General features: G+C 46.0%; 14 protein-coding genes. 11 read left to right on the top strand and 3 right to left on the bottom strand.

Annotated elements, in window-relative coordinates; translation table 11 throughout:
• Window positions 1-307: 307 nt before the first annotated feature.
• A complete protein-coding gene (locus H509_RS0121920) occupies window positions 308-1,630 on the bottom strand; it encodes a glycoside hydrolase family 125 protein (protein ID WP_028546956.1) in 1,323 nt (440 codons plus the stop codon).
• A gap of 407 nt (window positions 1,631-2,037) precedes the next feature.
• Here H509_RS0121920 and H509_RS0121915 point away from each other — a divergent pair, with 407 nt between their 5' ends.
• A complete protein-coding gene (locus H509_RS0121915) occupies window positions 2,038-3,006 on the top strand; it encodes a zinc dependent phospholipase C family protein (protein WP_028546955.1) in 969 nt (322 codons plus the stop codon).
• 100 nt (window positions 3,007-3,106) lie between these two features.
• Here the strand turns inward: H509_RS0121915 and H509_RS0121910 are convergent, their stop codons facing one another.
• Window positions 3,107-4,675, bottom strand: coding sequence for a Ppx/GppA phosphatase family protein (locus tag H509_RS0121910; RefSeq protein WP_028546954.1), 1,569 nt, complete (start codon window positions 4,673-4,675; stop codon window positions 3,107-3,109).
• A gap of 397 nt (window positions 4,676-5,072) precedes the next feature.
• On the opposite strand from H509_RS0121910, the gene H509_RS0121905 reads away from it, so the two are divergent.
• From H509_RS0121905 to H509_RS0121865, 8 genes are all read left to right on the top strand, one after another.
• Entirely contained in the window at window positions 5,073-6,596 is a 1,524-nt protein-coding gene (locus tag H509_RS0121905) for a Ppx/GppA phosphatase family protein (protein WP_028546953.1), read from the top strand.
• Window positions 6,597-6,617: 21 nt separating this feature from the next.
• Window positions 6,618-8,732, top strand: coding sequence for a polyphosphate kinase 1 (gene ppk1, locus H509_RS0121900; protein ID WP_028546952.1), 2,115 nt, complete (start codon window positions 6,618-6,620; stop codon window positions 8,730-8,732).
• A gap of 540 nt (window positions 8,733-9,272) precedes the next feature.
• Window positions 9,273-10,316 (top strand): ABC transporter substrate-binding protein, encoded by a 1,044-nt coding sequence (locus H509_RS0121890; RefSeq protein WP_425414255.1) that lies wholly within the window; start codon window positions 9,273-9,275, stop codon window positions 10,314-10,316.
• Window positions 10,306-11,154, top strand: coding sequence for an alkaline phosphatase family protein (locus H509_RS0121885; protein ID WP_051287515.1), 849 nt, complete (start codon window positions 10,306-10,308; stop codon window positions 11,152-11,154). Before H509_RS0121890 ends, H509_RS0121885 begins: the two co-directional genes overlap by 11 nt.
• A gap of 78 nt (window positions 11,155-11,232) precedes the next feature.
• Window positions 11,233-12,078 (top strand): ABC transporter permease, encoded by an 846-nt coding sequence (locus H509_RS0121880; protein ID WP_028546949.1) that lies wholly within the window; start codon window positions 11,233-11,235, stop codon window positions 12,076-12,078.
• Entirely contained in the window at window positions 12,075-12,914 is an 840-nt protein-coding gene (locus H509_RS0121875) for an ABC transporter permease (RefSeq protein ID WP_084159337.1), read from the top strand. The genes H509_RS0121880 and H509_RS0121875 overlap by 4 nt, the downstream gene beginning before the upstream one ends.
• Entirely contained in the window at window positions 12,911-13,945 is a 1,035-nt protein-coding gene (locus H509_RS0121870) for an ABC transporter ATP-binding protein (protein ID WP_028546947.1), read from the top strand. Before H509_RS0121875 ends, H509_RS0121870 begins: the two co-directional genes overlap by 4 nt.
• Window positions 13,929-14,702, top strand: coding sequence for a DeoR/GlpR family DNA-binding transcription regulator (locus tag H509_RS0121865; RefSeq protein WP_028546946.1), 774 nt, complete (start codon window positions 13,929-13,931; stop codon window positions 14,700-14,702). Before H509_RS0121870 ends, H509_RS0121865 begins: the two co-directional genes overlap by 17 nt.
• A 180-nt stretch (window positions 14,703-14,882) precedes the next feature.
• Here the strand turns inward: H509_RS0121865 and H509_RS0121860 are convergent, their stop codons facing one another.
• A complete protein-coding gene (locus tag H509_RS0121860; protein WP_028546945.1) occupies window positions 14,883-16,559 on the bottom strand; it encodes a glycoside hydrolase family 13 protein in 1,677 nt (558 codons plus the stop codon).
• 989 nt (window positions 16,560-17,548) lie between these two features.
• Here H509_RS0121860 and H509_RS0121855 point away from each other — a divergent pair.
• Together H509_RS0121855 and H509_RS27855 are read left to right on the top strand one after the other, a co-directional pair.
• Window positions 17,549-20,200, top strand: coding sequence for a calcium-translocating P-type ATPase, SERCA-type (locus tag H509_RS0121855; RefSeq protein ID WP_028546944.1), 2,652 nt, complete (start codon window positions 17,549-17,551; stop codon window positions 20,198-20,200).
• 37 nt (window positions 20,201-20,237) lie between these two features.
• Complete coding sequence (locus tag H509_RS27855; RefSeq protein WP_157277885.1) at window positions 20,238-20,423, top strand: hypothetical protein; 186 nt, start codon at window positions 20,238-20,240, stop codon at window positions 20,421-20,423.
• Window positions 20,424-20,554 lie beyond the last annotated feature (131 nt).

Below are 20,554 nucleotides of genomic sequence, written 5' to 3'. Positions count from 1 at the left end.
TCCTCATACACCCAGAAACTCTAAGACTATTATACTGAAAACGTTTCAGAAAGCACTACTCGTTTTTATATTATTATGTGAAAAGCCGGCAATAACAAGCCCTTATTAGCATTGTACAAACAATTATTCGTAAAAGACGGGCACTGAACATACTAAAGAATGGAAATTAACTAATGATAACGGGATGAAGTCAAATCGAAGTGGAGGAATAAAGAAATAGGACGAGAACCACTCGTCCTATTTCGAATCGTTACAAATCGGGACATGGACGCATTGTAAATAGCTGAATCCGCCCTGTTTTTGAACCTTATTTGAGCAGACCGCGCTTCATTGCCTTGTACACGAGTTGTGAGAACAAGCTGTTGGACCATGCAAACCATGCGCGTGTAAAAATGGAAGGATCGTCAGAGTGGAAGCCTTCATGCATAAAGCCAGTATCTGCATCCGTCGCTTCAAGCAGGTTGATCATCTCGATCATTTCTTCATCTGTTGAAGCCGTCAAGCCTTGCATCGACAATGCCATGTGCCACACATATCCATCTGGTGTGTGCGGACTGCCGATCCCTTTGGCAGCTTTGCCTTCAAAATAGTACGGATTGTCTTTGCTTAAAATAAAGCGCCGCGTATTTTGATAGATCGGATCAGTTTCCGAAGCGTATCCCAAATACGGTATGGACATTAAGCTAGGCGTACCTGCGTCATCCAACAAAATTTGATTGCCAAAGCCGTCTGTTTCATAAGCATATATTTTACCGTATACTGGATGATTAACAACCCCGTACAATTGAATACCGTGGTTAATCTCACCCTCCAGCTTCTTCATTTCAGCAACAAACAACTCATCGCGGAATCCATACTTCGCCATCTCTTGCATTTGACGTAAAGATACGACTGCAAACATGTTGGACGGAATATTATAATGGAAATCACAAGCGTCGTCACTAGGGCGGAAGCCCGACCACGTCATCCCTGTATAGTTGACCGGCATACCCATGCCATCATTACGAAGCGTGTCGATTTCTGGGCAATTTTCACGATTAAAGCGGTATGGCGACTGTTCGAAATGACGCTGTTCCGTCTTCCAAACTTCGACAATTTTCCGCATAGCCGATTTAAAATTAGAATCAAAAATATCGGTACGACCCGTTTCTTTCCAATACATGTAAGCAAGTCGGATCGTAAAGCACATCGAATCAAGCTCATATTTGCGCTCCCATACCCAAGGAGACATTTCCGTTTGATCATTTGCATCCCAATGCCAGTCGTTTGCTGTCTCATTAAATGCATTTGCGTAAGGATCTATATTAATATAATACATATGGCGTTTGATCAGACCACCGATAATACGCTGCAAGTCCGCATCTTCTTTCGCTAGCGGCACATAATGGATCACCTGCTCAACAGAATCACGCAGCCACATGGCTGGAATATCACCTGTCAATACAAAAGTTGTGCCGTCATCCAGCAATTTAGTTGTCGTTTCCAACGTATTCGGGAAGCAGTTTTTAAACAATTTTAAGAGCTTTGGCCGATGTGCCAATTCCTGCTCCGCTTCGGCCAACACCCGTGTTACGGCCTCTGGCAGTTCGAATTTGGGAACGTCAATTTTAGGTAAGCGGAATTGTTCCATGATGTCTCCTCCATTTTTGTATAAGTTGAAAAGTATATTTGTGTGTAGGTATACATAAAGTGTTTGCAAACGCTGATCGGGTACACACGGTTAGCAATCCAGTGTGCTGTCTCTTAGAACACTCCACTGCGTAAGCTAACATATAAAAGAGAACGCTTACGCAAGCAACAGTGGTATCGTTAACCTTATCTTTCTGACCCTATCAGTTTACATGGAAACGCTTTATCAAACTACCCCTTGCTGGTGTATAAACTTTAGATTGTTTGTCAAATAAAAGTTTAGTTTGAACACTCCACCGCCCATATATGAATATAAAAACATTGACAACTTCAGGGATGGCCTTCATCGTTATGCCTATAGCCTAAAATTTATTTAATGTAATTTACATGTGTGAAAGGAGGACCCGAATGCCTAATATTTGGACACATCTTATTTTTGGACAGGAGGCCATGAAAGCAGCTGGGTTGGACAATTGGCTGGAATCCCCCTCTGACCTCAAACTGTTTAATATGGGCTGTCAAGGGCCTGATTTTTTATTTTACCATCACTTTCTTCCTTGGCAGACGGATAAAACGATGAATCAGATAGGAAGCGCGATGCACAATGAGCATTGCGGGCCTGTGCTGCTGGACTTTATAACCGAGACGGACCCGAATGATCGGCAAAAATCCGTTTATATGCTTGGATTTATGCTTCACCATGTGCTTGATCGTAACATGCATCCGTACGTCTTCTCCCGTTCCGGCTCGCGAAAGTGGGACCACCAACGCTTCGAGGTGCTAATGGATACACATGTCGTCAAGCGAAAGCTGGGGCTTGAGACGTGGAATACGCCGGTGTGGAAAGAGATTGACACCGGCGGAGCGTTTCCTGACGCGGTCGTCGACGCTTTCGAGCGGATGATAGAGCGCCACTATGCTGCGTATCGCGGCCTTGTTCGCCGCGAAGCATGGAATGAAGCGAATCGCGCCATGATTGGTGCGCAAAAGCTGTTCCATGACCCGCGTGGCTGGAAGCGGATTGTCACCTTTGGGCAGACCGAACCGCTTGTGTACAAGCGCAAGGTTGCCCACTATGATGTTATGAACGAAGCAAATCGCCCGTGGCTTGATCCTACCGGTTCGGGTGAAACTTACACGACAAGTGTGTGGGATATGTGGGAGACTGCTGCGCATGATGCGTCAACCGTTATTGGTGCGGCTTTAGCGTATTGGGAGACTTCCTCTCGGCTCCAAGAAGATACACGTGCGGACAGCAGTTCCGCTCAACCCCTTGCCAGCTTGCTAAAGGCAATTGACAATCGTTCTTATGAGACAGGGCTGTCGCTGGAACAGAACCGACCAATTGTAGCGGAAGATCCCATCTGGGAGCGTTAACGTTATAAACAGCAGTTTTAAAGCTCTCGCGTCCATCTGACGCGAGAGCTTTGCTTTAATCTATATGTTCGGCTGTCGATCTTGGCTCTGCCGCAACATTCTATCGTTTATCGCCGCGCCGTATGACATCGGCTACGATGACCAAATCATGTTTTAACCACTTGCGGAAGCTCGTCCGCAAGGAATACGCCTCCGATACCTCCAGAAGCAGCGGCGCATCAGCCCGTGCATGCAACACAACATCCTGCTTCTGTATTTCACAGCGAATCGATTCCACTGATGACGTCCGCATACGATCAAAGCCCACCGCCAACCGTAAAAGCAGCCCCAGCACCCGTACTGCCTGCTTGTCTTGAGGCAGCAGCAACGTGTCATAAGCTTTCCATGATTCATTTAACTTCTGCTTGCGATCCAACGAAGCAATTAATCCGCTTAAAATGACTTCTCTCGGTGTGAGACCATACAAATCTGCGTTCAAAATCATATAGAAAGCATGGCGCTCCCGCTCCAAGTGATGAATGGCAATGCCCGAGTCGTGCAGCAGCGCACTCGTTCTCACAATTCGTTTCCATTCCGGTCCAAGATTATGCAGCGGCTGTAGCTGATCAAACAACATCTCCATTAATTTATCCACTTGATAAGCATGGCGCTCATTTAAATGCAGTCGATGCATCAAATTGTGCACCGAGAACATCAACGGCTCGTCGATGCTAAAGCCCTCTTCACGCAGCACTTCAAACAACGCGCCATCTCTGACTCCCTTGGCACTAACGAGCAGCCTCGGAATCTGTAGGGCACGTACCCACACTGATACAAGCGTAAATGACCCCATTATGATGTCTGCCCGATCCTTTGCCAATCCAGGTACAGCCTCTTTTTGAACAAGACACATTCCCTTTAGTCGTTCATGCCAGCTCAGTACGTCGTCAGATCCAACCTCGTAATGATGCAGCGAGTCAAATGGATATCGGCGCTCAGCCTTATCCATCTTGGCGATCGTCCGCATCGTACCCCCGACACCAATTAGTGGAAGTCCCTTTGTGTGCTCTATCCAAGGAACCTGTTCAAGCCATTGCAGCGAGGCAGCAGTCAGCTTCTCTTCTTCATCCGCGGACAACTGATCTCTAACTTTAAATTCCCCTGCAAGTGTCAGCGCGCCTACGGGCAAGCTAATGCTTTCTCTCAGCTCCCGATTCTCAATCCATACCAATTCGAGTGAGCCGCCTCCAATATCAAGCATAAGCGCATCCTTGACGTTCATGGTGGATACGACAGCTAAATAGTCTAAATAAGCTTCCGCTTCACCGCTAATGATATTTAGCTGGATGCCCGTTTCTTCTTGGATACGGTGTAAAATGAGTTCCTGGTTGGTTGCTTTACGCAGTGCAGCTGTTGCAACAGCTCTTATTTCACAGTTCAAATAACTTTCGCCTAGACGTTTAAATAAGAGCAGCGTTGAAATTAATTGATCACATTTATGCACGGGAATAGCTCCAAACTCATTATACTCATCTCCGAGTCGAAGCACTTCCTTCCATTGATCTACCACTTGAAAAGATAAATCCGAATGAACCTCGGCTAACATAAAGCGAACCGAATTCGAACCAACATCTACGATGCCGATATGTCGAAGCGGCTGACTCCCTTGGGTCAACTGCGAATTTGCCATATCCCCTCACTCCTGACACTAATAAACTTACGATCTACGATCCTTGTACAGTCCCTGCTGCGTTACGAACCATTTAATCATGTATTTCATCAAATGACCATTACAAGATCTATTTATTTACATTTTCTTTATATATAAGCCTGAAAATCAAATGCACTGTGTAACCGTAACCGCGTAGTTTCCAAAAGTTCGAACGGCTCCCCGCCTCTGCATCCAGCTGTACGTTCCATACATTCAATATGATTTGTTAAATAATATTAAGTATTTGTAAATCTATGACCTGCATAGGATAGATGCATTAATCTACATTTAAAGACGTATAAGCCGAATATCTCATAGAATGCGATATTTTTCGGTATTTTTCGTGCAGTCAAGAGATTGTTAAGGAGATGTGCAGATGAGCCAACCTAAAATAGCCGCAGCAATTGATATTGGATCTAATGCCATCAAGATGCTCATTGCAGAAATAGAAGGCCCTGGGCAGCTTCGAGTGCTTGAGGACGTTAGACTAGACTCTCCAATTGGCGATGACACCTTTACGAATGGGCGAATCCGACCAGAAGCCATGTTCAGCGTGTGTCGCTCTCTCAAGCATATGTCACAATTAATGAAAGATTACGGTGTAAGACATTATCGTGCTTATGCCACCAGTGGAGTTAGAGAAGCCAGCAACAGCTTATATTTTTTGGAACATGTCCGTCAGGCCACACAGATGGACGTAGAGCTCATCGATCGTTCAGTGGAACGATTTTTGACCTATCAATCTTTAAATTATGGCTTAACAGCCATGCCAACCCTACGAGCAGAAGGCTTGCTTATGGTTGAGATTGGAAGTGCCGGTGTGCAAATGAGCGTCTTTGCTGACGGTAAGCTCCGTTTCTCTGACCACGTTAAAATCGGTACCCTCAAGTTAAAGGAGATTCTGGATTCCCTGCGCGGTGAATCGCTTCAATATACGGAAGTATTACAACAATACATCGAAAGTCAGCTCGGCATGCTCCTTGAGCGGATACATGCCTACAATCTCCCCCATTACCTTGTGTTAGGCGGAGAAACGGCCTCCTTCGTTCAACGTACACATGAGCTAGTCCTTGGCGTCCGTGGCATGAGTACCGACGTGTTTAGTCGGTATCACCGCGATATTATCCAATCTGGCACCTTTAAGCTTGCCCACAAATTTCAGCTGGACGAAGAGCGTGCGGACCAAATGATTCCAACCAGTATTATTATGGCTGAGTTATGGAAAGCAACAACTGCGGAGCATGTTTTGATTCCTGACCTGTCACTGCGACATGGCGTGCTGCATCAGCTTGCAGCAGAATGGTCTAATAGTACGCTGAGCGACACGTATGTCCAAGATATGATGGCGACAGCGCTTCATACAGCTGAGCGCTACCAACTTGATATTGCTCACTCTTTAAAAGTCAAAGAACTAGCCACGAAGCTCCTGCACAAGTGCAACGCTTCGTTTCACTTAGATGCATCATACGAATTATGCCTCCAGTTGGCTGCTATTTTACACGATATTGGCAAGCACATTTCACAAGAAGGGCATGCAGCTAACTCCTACCACATGCTGAAATCGATGGATATGTTAGGGATAACGGACAAGCAGAAAGAGATCATTGCGAGCATCGCACTGTATCATCCTCGTGGCACGATGGTGCCTATTCGACCGGAGCTATCCACAGAAGAGAACATCGCATTGGCTCGTCTTACTTCCTTGCTTAAATTGGCGGATGCTTTGGATTGTTCTCATAGGCAGAAAGTGCAGGACATTAAGATCACTTGGCAGCATGGAGAATATTTGCAAGTAAAGCCTCTCTACGAAGGAAGCCTTGAATTGGAGACTTGGGCATTTATGCAAGAAAGCCCCTCCTTTGAGCAAATAAGCGGGTACCCGATCCGTCTAAAACCTTAACGTCCGATAAGGAGTGATATGATGCGCAAAACACTAATTAATAGAGAATGGAGCTTGCTCGCCTTCCATCGCCGCGTGTTGGAAGAAGGCTATGACAAGTCAAATCCATTAATGGAAAGGTGTAAGTTTCTGGCGATTAGCTGCTCCAATGTAGATGAATTTTTTATGGTGCGCGCAGCGTCCGTTGTTGATCAAATATTAGCCGATTACCATAAAGAAGATCATTCCGGCTCAACGCCACAGGAGACACTACGAGGCATCGAGCAAATTGGGCAGCAGATCGCAGCTGACCAATACAAGCTGTATGAACATCTACGCACCAAGCTCCGTGCGTCAGGCTTGCACCTGAAGAAAGCACACCGTTTAAGCTTGCCTGAGAAACAGTTTCTAAAAAGTTATTTCACAGAGCATATTTTTCCTGTCTTAACCCCTATGGTCGTCGATCAGAGCAGGCCATTTCCTGTTATTCAGAACAAGAGCCTGAATCTTGGCCTGCGCGTGAAAGATCCCGAAGATGGAGAAATCGTATTTGCTACCGTAGCTGTCCCTGAGGTGCTATCACGACTAGTAGAGCTTCCTTCGCATGGCCAAGGGCGGGAATTTGTGCTGCTTGAAGATGTGATGAAAATGCATATGGATGTGCTATTCAGCGGTTATGATATAACCGAAATTAAAGCTTACCGCATTACACGAAACGCAGATCTTGATATCGACGAGGATGGTGCTGAAGATCTCCTGAAAGAGATTGAGCAATCATTGAAAATGAGAAGATGGGGAAACGTGATCAGACTTGAGGTAGAAGCTGACACAAGTAAAGAGATGATCCGCATGATTACGCAAGATGGCGAAGACGATCCCGACGCTGGCATCAATTATGTGGACGGTCCACTTGACCTTACTTTTATGAATAAGATTACGCAGCTGACAGGGTATGACCATCTGCATGATGCCCCCTTCCAGCCAACTATGCCACATGATCGGGAAGTTGACCTGCTGGATTGGATTCGGGAACAGGATCGGCTGCTTCATCATCCGTTCGACAGCTTTGGTGTTGTAGTTAATCTTATCCGTCGGGCCGCTAAAGACCCCGATGTACTTGCTATTAAGCAAACTCTTTATCGCGTTTCTGGCAATTCACCTATCATTCAAGCTTTGATTGAAGCAGCTGAGAACAAAAAGCAAGTCACTGTATTGGTAGAGATTAAGGCACGATTCGATGAAGAGAACAATATTCATTGGGCAAAACGGCTTGAGCAGGCTGGCTGTCATGTCATTTACGGCCTTGTTGGCTTAAAGACACATCTGAAGATGCTGCTAATCGTCCGCCGCGAAGAACAGGGCATTCGCCGCTATGTCCATCTCGGCACGGGCAATTATAACGACGTGACAGCTAACTTCTATACAGATATGGGATTGCTTACCGTAAACGCCCAGATTGGAAGTGACGCCTCCACCATCTTTAATATGTTGTCCGGCTACTCCGTCCCTTCTAGTTTGAACAAGTGCACCATTGCCCCTTTGTTTTTACGCAAACGGTTGGAGCAATTAATTGAATATGAAATCGACAGTGTCAAAAAAGGCGGTACTGGCCGAATCTTATTAAAAATGAACGCACTAGTTGATGTTAAATTAATTCACCTGCTTTACAAAGCGTCTAAAGCGGGAGTACGTATAGATCTTATTGTGCGTGGAGTATGCTGTCTGCGCCCTGGCGTCAAGGGCCTGAGTGAGAACATTACAGTCAAAAGTATTGTTGGTCGCTTTCTGGAGCACACACGTATCTTTTATTTCCAACATGGCGGAAAAGAGCTGACCTTCCTGAGCAGCGCAGATTGGATGCCGCGTAATCTGGACCGACGTGTAGAAGCCATGTTTCCTATTGAGGTTCCTGAATTAAAGCAACGTATTAGGGACATTTTGTCCTTATATATGAAAGATAACGTCAAAAGCCGGTACTTGCAGCCCGATGGCAGCTATGTAAAACCAAAAACGAAGCCACAGCTGCGTATACATGCCCAGCAGCTGCTCATCAAAGAAGCATCACGCTCGCATATGCAGCCTGTCACGTTACAATTACAACCACGCCAAACTCCTGATCGTGTTATGGCGCTAAAAGTATCTGCCTATGATCACTAATCAATATAATTAATGAGTAACTATCTATGTATATAATTATCTACATCTACATGTCGACTCGATTCGGTATTACACACGATGCGATAAGAAACAATGCGATGCGGATTGCCTGACGGCAGTCCGCTTTTTTGGAGTGCAACTGGACCAAGCTCCCTCCACATACATAACTCCCCCTTTAACTGCCTATATTTCCAAACAAATTTTACAATATACATAAATTATTTAACTGCTACTGTTACTAACTATTGCTCAAACTGCGGCACAGCTTGTATGCTCTTTGTTTTTAGGTGAGCTACTGTCCGGTCTGGTCATATTTAGATCCAATGCTCATACATGTATAGAAAACGCTTACAACAGATATGTTTACAAACCCTTTATGCCCAGATGACACCCGTTTAACTTTGATGATTTACGATTGTGAACGTAAAGACAAGATGTATGCCTCACAAAGCAACACAACCAAACATCTTAAATCAAAGGAGTCCACACATGAAAAACGCATTTATCATTCGTTGTTCCACTGTATTGCTCGTCTCGATCATGCTATTGACAGGATGCACCAACGGTTCCAGTAGCAGCGAAAGTCTGGATCCATCCAAACTTACGTTAGAACAGATCACGGAGAAGGCAAAAAACGAAGGTGAAGTGAATTCTGTCGGAATGCCTGATACGTGGGCAAACTGGGTCCAAACATGGAACGATTTGAACAAGAAATACGGTTTGAAGCATATCGATACGGACATGTCGAGTGCGGAAGAACTTGCAAAGTTCGAATCAGAAAAAGATGATGCTACAGCCGACATCGGAGATGTTGGGATTGCGTTTGGTCCTTTAGCCAAGGAAAAAGGATTAACGCTCCCTTACAAAACGTCCTATTGGAACGATATTCCCGCTTGGGCTAAAGACGAAGACGGCCACTGGCTACTTGGCTACACGGGCTCCCTTGCATTTATTACCGATAAAAATAAAGTTACCACACCTCCAAAGTCTTGGGCAGACCTAAAAAGTGGCGCTTATAAAGTGTCTGTCGGTGACGTCATGAAAGCCAACCAGGCTCAATTCGCCGTCCTTGCAGCAGCTTTTGCTAACGGTGGAGATGAGAAAAACATCCAGCCTGGCATCGATTTCTTTGCAGAACTGGCCAAGGCTGGACGTATTAACCCTATAGATTCAAGTGTAGCTAATCTCGAAAAGGGTGAGGTTGAGGTTGGTATTCTGTGGGACTTCAACGCCCTAAATTATCGGGACCAAATCGATAAAAACCGCTTTGAAGTAACCATCCCATCCGAAGCTTCTGTCATAAGTGGTTACACCACACTAATTAACAAATATGCTAAACATCCACATGCTGCAATGCTCGCTCGTGAATATATTTTATCGGACGAAGGTCAAGCCAATCTGGCTCGTGGTTACGCCCGACCAATTCGTGAGAATGCCAAGCTGCCAGATGACGCCAAAAACAAACTTCTGCCAAACGAAATGTACCAAAATGTGCGCCCCGTCAAAGATATGAAAGCATGGGAAGCAACCACTAAGCAGCTTCCTCAGCTATGGCAGGAGCAGGTACTTATTCATGTTAAATAAGTTGCAGACCCATCACCTGATCTTTATTATGCTGGACGGCCTGAAATATAGCACAGCCGTCCAGCAAATGGGCTACATGCATCATCTTGTTGAACACGGCTTAGCGGCCCGATTTAAAGTTAAATCCGAGCTGCCGAGTCTGTCTCGACCACTTTATGAAGTGCTGCTCACGGGCACACCTGTCTACCGACATGGCATTACAACAAACCATTCCGTCAGATTGTCTCATGAACAGAGTCTGTTCCATCTCACTCGTCAGCATGGCTTAACTAATGCCACCGCCGCCTATCATTGGGTCAGTGAGCTGTATAACAAAGCACCGTTTAATCCTATGACAGACCGCTATCAATGGAACACAGATCTTCCAATCCAGAACGGGATTTTTTATTGGGAGGATCATTATCCTGACTCGCATCTATTTGCAGATGCTGGGCATCTTTTACAGACTGCTAAGCCTGATTTCTTGTACGTTCATACGATGAACATTGACGATGAAGGTCATAAGCATTCCGGCAATTCCGCAGCTTACCGGAATCGAGCGATAGCAGCCGATATGCTGCTAGCTTATGCATTGCCCTATTGGACATCACTCGGTTACCAAATTATCGTCACAGCCGATCATGGTATGAATGATGATGGCATGCATAACGGTACGACAGACGATGAGCGTGATGTTCCGTTGTATGTGATTAGCAACAAAGTTCAGCCAGGTGTATATGAAGATGTAGTATCTCAACTGCAAATAGCACCGCTTGCTTGCCATTTGCTAAATATACGTGCTTCCAACGCCATGCTGCCACTCACTATATTACAAGCAGAGCCTGTGCCTTCCGTGTAACGGGGGCACTTGTTATTTCCTCGGAAATAAGTGTGGTTTGTCGTACATTGTCTATTCAATAACAAAGGAGTGTCAGCTATGAGAAAGTGGAATGGACTGCTGGTAACCACACTAATTCCCTTCTGCTGCTTTATCGTTTTATTTATGCTTGTGCCGCTGCTGTTTATGGTTATGGGCAGCTTTCAAGGGGAAGGTGGCACCGGTTGGACATTGGCGCACTACAAGGAGATTTTTAGCAATCCGTTCTATCATCAGGCCTTCAAGAACAGTGTGCTCATTTCAGTTTGGTCTGCCACAATGGGCATCATTTTGTCCGTGTTTGCTGCATATGGAGTTACTCGTTTTCCGGTAAAATGGCAGCGTCGCATCTTAGTATTTACTAACCTAACGTCGAATTTCGCAGGAATCCCGCTCGCATTTGCCTTTATCGTCCTGCTAGGAAATAGCGGCTTATTTACAATCCTGCTTCAGCATTTCGGTATTAATTTGATGGATTCGTTTCATTTATTTTCTTGGAGCGGATTGACCGTTATTTATATTTATTTCCAATTACCATTAGGTGTTCTGCTGCTATTTCCGATCTATCACGGCATTCAAGAAAGCTGGAAGGAATCAGCCTCCTTGCTTGGCGCCTCCCCCTTTCAATTTTGGCTCCGTGTAGGTATTCCAGTGCTGCTGCCAAGCATTGCGGGGACATTTAGCATTATGTTCGCCAACGCCATGGGAGCGTACGCCACTGCTTACGCACTGACGGGAAGCACGTACAACTTGCTGCCAATCCGCATTAGCGGCTTAGTATCAGGTGATGTGTTTGCACGGCCAGAACTGGGCAGTGCATTGGCAACTTTGCTTGGGCTTACGTTAGTTGCAGCGCTGCTCCTTAACGAGTGGCTCACGCGCCGAATTCGGAGGGATCTGCAATGACAAATACAACGAATCATGCGAACAAGCATGTGCTAAATAAATGGCGTCGTTTTCATTTTTACCATCTGGTGCTGCTCATTTGTGGCCTATACTTGCTCCTGCCTCTACTTGCAACAGTATTGTATTCGTTTGCTACAGAATGGAATAAGACGATATTGCCAGAAGGATTAACTTTGCAGTGGTTTGCGACCCTATTTCAAGATTTGCGCTTCCTAAGCTCCTTTGGTCGCTCCCTGATCCTAAGTGCAGGCGCTACTATTGTCTCCTTGATAGTGACAGTTCCCGCCATATTTGCAATCGTAGTGTATGCGCCACGATTAGAACGATATGTACAGGCTCTGGTCATGACCACCTATGCTCTGCCAGGTGTTATTATGGCAGTCGGGTTAATTCGCGCTTATGCAGGTAAAGGAATCTCTATGCTGCTCGTAGTTGGCGGCGCTTATGTAGTTGGCATGCTTCCGTTTATATACCAAGGTACACGCAACAGCCTTCGTACTGTGAATGCCGCCTCTTTAATGGAAGCTGCTGCATTACTTGGCGCAAGCCGCTGGCATGCATTTCTTCGTATTATCGTGCCAAACATTATGCCTGGCATTCTTGTATCTGGACTGCTTTCTTTTTCGATGCTGTTTGGTGAATTTGTCCTGATCAACATCTTAGTGGGCGGCAAGTTTGAAACCTTGCAAATATACCTCTTCGGTGTCTTAAACCGCAGCGGTCATATCGCAAGCGCACTTGTCGTGTCCTATTTCCTCATTATGGCAATCATTAGCGGTCTATTGATGAAGCTTGGTGCCATCGGGCAATCACAACAAAAGGGGGAATCCCAATGACATACGTAACCATTGAACAATGCTCCAAATCATTTGGCAAACAAGCTGTACTTCATCACCTCGACTTGAGCTTCGAGCAAGGCGAATTTGTTACTTTGCTAGGCCCAAGCGGATGTGGAAAAAGTACGTTGCTGCGTATTATTGCAGGTCTAACGACGCAAGACAGCGGCAAGCTCTATATAGATGGCAAAGAAGTCACTCATACTGCTCCACGCGATCGACAAGTAGGTATGGTTTTCCAATCGTACGCCTTATTTCCGAATTTGACGGTTACGGACAACATTGCGTTCGGACTCAAAATGAATCGACTTGAATCAAAGCAAATGGAACGAGAAGTCGCTGCCATGATTGAGCTTGTCGGCCTTCAGGGCAAAGAAAAGGCATTTCCACGCGAGCTGTCTGGCGGACAGCAGCAGCGTGTTGCGCTCGCACGTTCGTTGGTGACTAAGCCTAAGCTCCTGCTGCTGGATGAGCCGCTAAGCGCGCTAGATGCTCAAATCCGCAAACATCTGCGTAAACAGCTGCGTGATATTCAACGTCGCCTAAATATGACAACCGTACTCGTCACGCACGATCAAGAAGAAGCGATGTCGATCAGCGACCGTATTTATTTGATGAACGGCGGTCGGATTGAGCAAGCCGGCACACCACACGACATTTATACTAAACCACGGAGTCCATTTGTTGCAAAATTTATCGGCAATTACAATGTCGTCTCTCGTGATGAGCTAAGTCGGATGATGCCAACCTTGGCTAACGTAGATAAACTTATGGAATCCACGGCTTCCTTGTATGCCATTCGACCAGAAACACTGAGTGAACAGCCATTTGAACAAGGTATCCCCCTAACAGGCAAGGTCGATCACCTTTCCATGCTAGGCAACATAACACGCTGCGAATTCATTACAGAGGGCTGCCGTCTCTATGCTGATCATCTGCATCGCACATTTGAACACACCATCATTGGAGAAACCAAAACTTGGTATATTGATCCGAAGGATGTGATTCCGCTTTATGACGATGCTGCCTGAAGAACGCAAGCAATTTATACTGGAGGAAATTCAGCGGCATGGCAAAATAGGTGTCGTAACTACGGCCAACACTTTGCAAGTGGCCCCAGAGACGATCCGCAGAGATTTAGCTGATTTAGAGGGACAACAACTTCTAAAACGAGTGTACGGTGGTGCTATCGGCTTCACGCATGCCAAAGCAGAGCCACGCTTTGAGAAAAAGCAAAACATGATGCGTGAAGCTAAAATCGCGATTGGCAGCAAAGCCGCTTCTTACATCCAGGACGGTGATACAATCGTACTAGATGTTGGCACCACTACACTTGAGCTTGCCCGCGCCATTAGAGGAGTCGTGCGGGTCACCGTTGTAACCAACTCGCTTGCCGCCGCCAACGTATTGATGGAAGCACTCGAGGCACGTTTGTTCGACGGTCGAGTTATTATGCTAGGTGGTACAACCCAGCCTGCCCAGAAATCCGTCACCGGTGCACTGACGTATGAAATGCTTTCAAATTTCCGCTTTGACAAGGCGTTCCTTTCCTGTGGCGGCATTACAGCAACTACTGTGAGCGACTACGAAATGGAAGAAGCGTTATGCTCCTCCGTCATGTCTGCCAATGCAGAGCAAGTATTTGTGCTCGCCGATCATACCAAGCTCGACAAGTCTCAATTTTACAACATCTGCCCGCTTGCACATGTCAGCACGGTGATCAGCAGCGACCGCATGCCCACAAACTGGACGGCACATGGCATTCCTACCACTTGGGTTGTTGCTTGACGACTAAATGAAACTTTTTATAAGCAGCATACTAAAATGACCCGCAAGAGGGCACTTTTTCAAAGTGTCCATCTTACGGGCCACAGTTCGGCTACTGCTTAGCCGTCTGTCGAGACGCAAGGTGCTGTTTTAATGTACAGCCATCAAACTGTCTGGTTAGCAGCAGCTTATTTCAAGTGATTACGAGTCTAGCTCTAGCACTAATGCTTCAAATGGACGAAGACTGCAATCCTGCATTTTGCTGACCTGTAGGTCAGCATAGTTCCCTGTCATACGGGTAAAGCTGCGGCCTTGCCAATGATCCGGACAACTAAACGGTACTTCATGGCGTGCAAAGTTAAGCACAATTGCCCACTCCTTGCCTTGCCATGAGCGGGAATAGGCATAGACATGGTCATCATTTTCAAGATACAGTTTATACGCTCCATATACCATAATCGGATGCTGCTTACGAAGTCGAATGAGCTCTTTATAATAATAAAAAATGGAGTTTGTGTCCTGTAACGCAAGTTCCGCATTAATGTCTGTATAATTAGGGTTAACTTCCAGCCAAGGCGATCCAGTTGTAAACCCTCCATGTGCTGAAGCATCCCACTGCATAGGTGTACGTGCATTATCCCGACCTTTTACATGGATCGAACGCAGCACATCCGCCGGATCTTTGCCATGCAGTTCAGTCGCTTCCCGATACATGTTTAACGTTTCAATGTCCTTATATTGGTCAATACGCTCAAAGCTCACATTTGTCATTCCTAATTCTTCACCTTGATAAATGTAAGGCGTTCCTTTTAATGTATGCAGAAGTGTGGCCAGCATTTTGGCAGACAGGACACGATACTCGCCAGCATCACCGAAGCGCGACACCATGCGGGGTTGATCATGATTGTTCAAATAAAGGCTGTTCCACCCTTTGTCCGCCAATCCAATCTGCCACTTGTGCAAGATGCCCCGTAGTTCATGCAGCGTCCACGGCTTCAAATCAAACTTGCCCCCTGGACCGGATCCGATATCGACATGCTCAAATTGAAATACCATGTTAAGCGCACCGTGCTCTTCATCTGTAATCTCTACGGCCTGATCTGCGTTAACACCGGGCATTTCTCCTACAGTCATGACCTCGTAGTGATCAAGCACTTCTCGTTTCATCTCAAGCAAGTAATCCATCAATTTCGGCCCGTTCATGAAATGTTCGCCGCCCCATGCATAACGATCTTCTCCGACACTTGGAAGTTCCGGTGTCTTCGAAATAAAGTTAATGACATCCATGCGGAATCCATCTACGCCTTTCTCAAGCCACCACCGCATCATCTCATATACTTCACGGCGAACTTTTGGACTCTCCCAGTTAAGGTCTGGTTGTTTTTTGGAGAATAAATGCAAGAAATAGGCATCCGTCTTCTCGTCATATTCCCAGGCAGAACCGCTAAATACGGAAGTCCAGTTATTTGGCTCCTGACCGTCCTTACCTTCACGCCAATAGTAATATTCTCTGTAAGGACTATCCTTCGTTTCCCGTGATGCCTCAAACCAAGCATGTTCATCTGACGTATGATTAACGACCAGGTCCATCACTAACTTCATTCCTCGTTTATGGAGGCCATCCGTAAGCGCTTCCCAATCTACTAATGTTCCAAACTCTTCATGAATATTCCGGTAATCACTAATATCGTAACCGTTATCATCATTTGGTGAACGGTAGACCGGAGACAGCCAAATTACATCGACACCCAGTTCCTGCAAATAGTCCAACTTTGAAACAATACCTGGAATATCACCAATGCCGTCACCGTTACTGTCCTTAAAGCTGCGTGGATAAATCTGATACACAACTGCTTCTTTCCAAAATGCCTGCTTCATCGTTCTCCACTCCTTCTCCCACTCTGTGTTGGTCCACCGCGTTGCCGGGATAGCTGCTGTTTGCTGCTGTTTTCTACTGTTTTCTACTGTTTGCTGCTGTTTGCTGCTGTTTGCTGCTGTTCACTTCACACTTTTTAAATCCGAATCACGATCAACGTTTAAAAGAAACTGTCCGTCCAACTCAGGCGGGCCGTCATTTAAGCCCTGTAACTTCTCGTGCCTGGGCAAACGAACTACACCGTTTGTGCATACATATGTCACGATTGGTTGATGCGTATGCGTAATACAACATTTGTGCATCTTATGACGCTAGTAATGGATATGAATCAACCCAACTGTGCAAACGATTGCATAGAAATTATATCATGCTTGCCCAACTATTCAAGTTACGAAATGCACACAATTTATAACTACGTCCTTCTTAATAACAATTATTTTAATAATGATGAACGCCAAACCCCTTTTTTTCTCACTTTCCAATATGTCACTTCCCGTATCTATTCCTTAAATATAATATGTAGTGTCTTTCAAATTCAGAAGGTTACTAAACCTATTGAGCACTCTTAAAAAATATATTCCCATTTAAAAACTCTTCTTCTCCTCTTTGCCCCCATTCCCTTTTTCACTTACATATAGGCTCAGTCTGTACAGATTAGCTCCTCCCTATCTACCTGACAATGTTTATTAAAATTGGATATATCTTTATTGGATAAGTAGGACTTGGACTAGATCGTTGTCATAAAAAAGGCGTCTTCGCATAAAATACAGCGCATCCCGCACCTGCCATCACTTGCTATGAGTCGTCATGCGCATCAACATGAGGTTCACGTATTAATGCACAGCTTGCAACTGCCTAATTGGGATATGATGTCTATAAGTGCTCATATTGTCGCCCATACATAATCTGACCAATCTACACTAAAAATAAATGTGAATAGGAGATGACAGCATTGGAAAATAAACAATCTCACGAACAACAAGGTCAAACCATTCAACCTTATCATACGTGGAGTGCATCCGACACGCTTCATCATCTAGGGAGCAGTGAGCAAGGGTTATCTACAGTTGAGGCCGCCAACAGACTAAACAAGTATGGCAAAAACGCTTTGCAGGAGCAACAAGGCAAGTCCATAGTCGCCAAGCTGTTAGCCCAGTTTAAAGATGTAATGATCATTATATTACTGGCTGCTGCTTTAATTTCTGGCATTTTAGGAGAATGGACGGACGCCTTTATTATTTTGTTTGTTGTCGTGTTGAATGCCGTACTTGGGGTCATTCAAGAGAACAAAGCAGAGCAAGCACTTGCCGCGTTAAAGCAAATGTCTTCCCCTAATGCCCAGGTGCGTCGAGGTGGTGAGACGATCACGGTTCGAGCGGAAGAGCTTGTTCCTGGGGATATCGTTCTACTTGAAGCTGGCAACGTTATACCGGCAGATATCCGCATTTTGGAGTCTGCTTCTTTGAAGATTGAAGAAGCTGCCTTAACTGGCGAGTCTGTCCCGGTAGAGAAAGATGTTCATCCATTGGATAAAGCCGATGTGGTCATCGGTGATCGCAAAAACATGGCCTATATGAGCAGCAACGTTGCCTACGGGCGTGGCGTAGGAGTTGTCATTGGTACAGGCGCCAATACCGAGGTTGGTAAAATTGCGGGTTTTATTTCGCAAGAAGAAGACGAAGTTACACCGCTCCAAAAGAAGCTTAATGAATTGGGTAAATATTTTACCATTATTATCGTCGCAGTAGCTGTTATCATCTTTGTAGTTGGTTACATGCAGGGGCGAGAGTTGTTAGATATGCTGCTTACCTCTATCTCGCTTGCAGTAGCGGCTATTCCGGAAGGATTGCCTGCTATTGTGACTATTATTTTGGCACTCGGCGTACAGAAAATGGCTAAACGTAAAGCCATCATTCGCAAGCTGCCTGCTGTTGAGACACTTGGAAGCACCGAAATTATTTGTTCTGACAAGACAGGTACACTGACTCAGAACAAAATGACTGTACTGCAAGCTTATGTCGGGGCCATAATGCAATCTTCTCAAGAGCCCGTGCAGCAACTTGCTGGACATGAGGCATTTCTGCAAGTCATGACACTCTGTAATGATTCAAAAATAACAAGCGGCGATGGACCAGACGGAATTGGCTTTATTGGCGATCCAACTGAAACAGCGCTGGTCGACTTTGCATTAAAGCAGCGTTTTGACAAGCGTGAGGCCGAAAACCGTTATCCACGGCGGGCGGAGCTGCCGTTTGATTCAGACCGGAAACTGATGACAACGATACACGATATGACAGCAGATCATGCACAACCATACCGAATCATGACAAAAGGTGCACCCGACGTGCTGCTTGAGAGATGCAGCAGCCTGTTACGTGACGGCAGCATCGAGCCGATGTCAGACGCCCATCGAGCAGCGGTTGCTGATGCCAACAAGAAGCTGGCAGACAAAGCGCTGCGGGTGCTGGCCCTTGCGTATCGCGACAGCGCGTCTCTGCCTGAACAGTTGACACCTGATGCGGTTGAACGCGATCTCGTATTTATCGGTCTCGTCGGCATGATCGATCCACCGCGAGAGGAAGTAAAGGAAGCCGTGCGCGTGTGCAAAGCTGCGGGTATTCGTCCAGTTATGATTACAGGCGATCATCGGGATACGGCTGCTGCAATAGCCAAGGAACTTAACATTATCCAAGATGATGGCGGTGTATTGACAGGCAGCGAATTAAACAAAATTAGCGACAAAGACTTTGAACAGAAGGTAACGGAGTATTCAGTATATGCGAGGGTGTCTCCGGAGCATAAAGTTCGAATTGTGCAGGCATGGAAGAAGCGTGGCAAAATAGTCGCGATGACAGGTGATGGTGTCAACGATGCCCCCGCCTTAAAAACATCTGATATCGGAGTTGGCATGGGGATCACAGGCACGGACGTATCCAAGGGTGTATCCGACATGGTGCTTGCGGATGATAATTTCTCGACAATTGTAGTCGCTGTTGAAGAGGGACGTAAGGTATACAGCAACATCCGCAAAACGATTCAGTTTCTGCTATCTGCCAATTTGGGCGAAGTGATTACTTTGTTTATCGCTACTATGCTAAATTGGAAAATTTTGTTTCCGATCCACATTTTGTGGATTAATCTTGTGACAGATACATTGCCGGCACTAGCACTTGGATTGGAAAAAGCCGAAGCCGATATAATGAAACAGCCGCCGCGCAAATCATCTGAGAGTGTTTTTGCAGATGGCGTTGGCAGTGGAATTATTTATCAAGGTATAATGGAGGCCGCCTTGACTTTGTTTGCCTATTACTGGGGCCATACACACTACGCTGAAGATATCGCGGTGACGATGGCTTTTGCCACACTAGGCTTAATTCAACTGACACACTCCTTTAACGTGCGCTCTAATCGAAAGTCGCTGTTTACGATAGGCTTTTTTAGCAACAACTATTTAAATGGCGCCGCTGTTATATCTGGCTTGCTAGTTGTACTCGTCATTTTGCTGCCATTTATGAATGAGCTGTTTGATGTTGTGCCGCTTAACGGGGAGCAATGGCTGATCGTTGTTGCTTGTGCAATTGCGATCATTCCAATCGTGGAGATCGTAAAACTTATCGTCCGATCAACAGGACGCAAGTCCTAAAGCAGCGCACATACTGAAATGGGCGGCGGGCTTTGTTTTGCCCGTGCAAGCACATGCCGCAGGCCTTGGCGCTTTCTTGCGGCATGGCCTGCGTCGCGTGCTTGCGGCATGCTATCGCTCTCATCCTGGCTTTGCATGGGCTGGCGCTTTCTTGCGGCGTGACTTTGCATGGGCTCGGCGCAGTGCTTTGCTCGGCACGCACGCCCACCGCTACGCCCGCTAAGGCGCTTTATCCACCTTATCGCTCGCCTCCCCGCCTCTGCCAGCTCAACTAAGGCGGATTTCCAGCCTTAGTTGAGCTACTCCAGGCTCGGCGCTGCGACTTGCCCGCATGAGCACTCGCTCATCTCCTTG

It is taken from the genome of Paenibacillus taiwanensis DSM 18679, assembly GCF_000425125.1.
In the GTDB taxonomy this organism is placed as follows: Bacteria; Bacillota; Bacilli; order Paenibacillales; family Paenibacillaceae; genus Paenibacillus_B; species Paenibacillus_B taiwanensis.
Note: the sequence above shows the minus strand (reverse complement) of the source record. Positions and strands in the feature narration are given on the sequence as shown.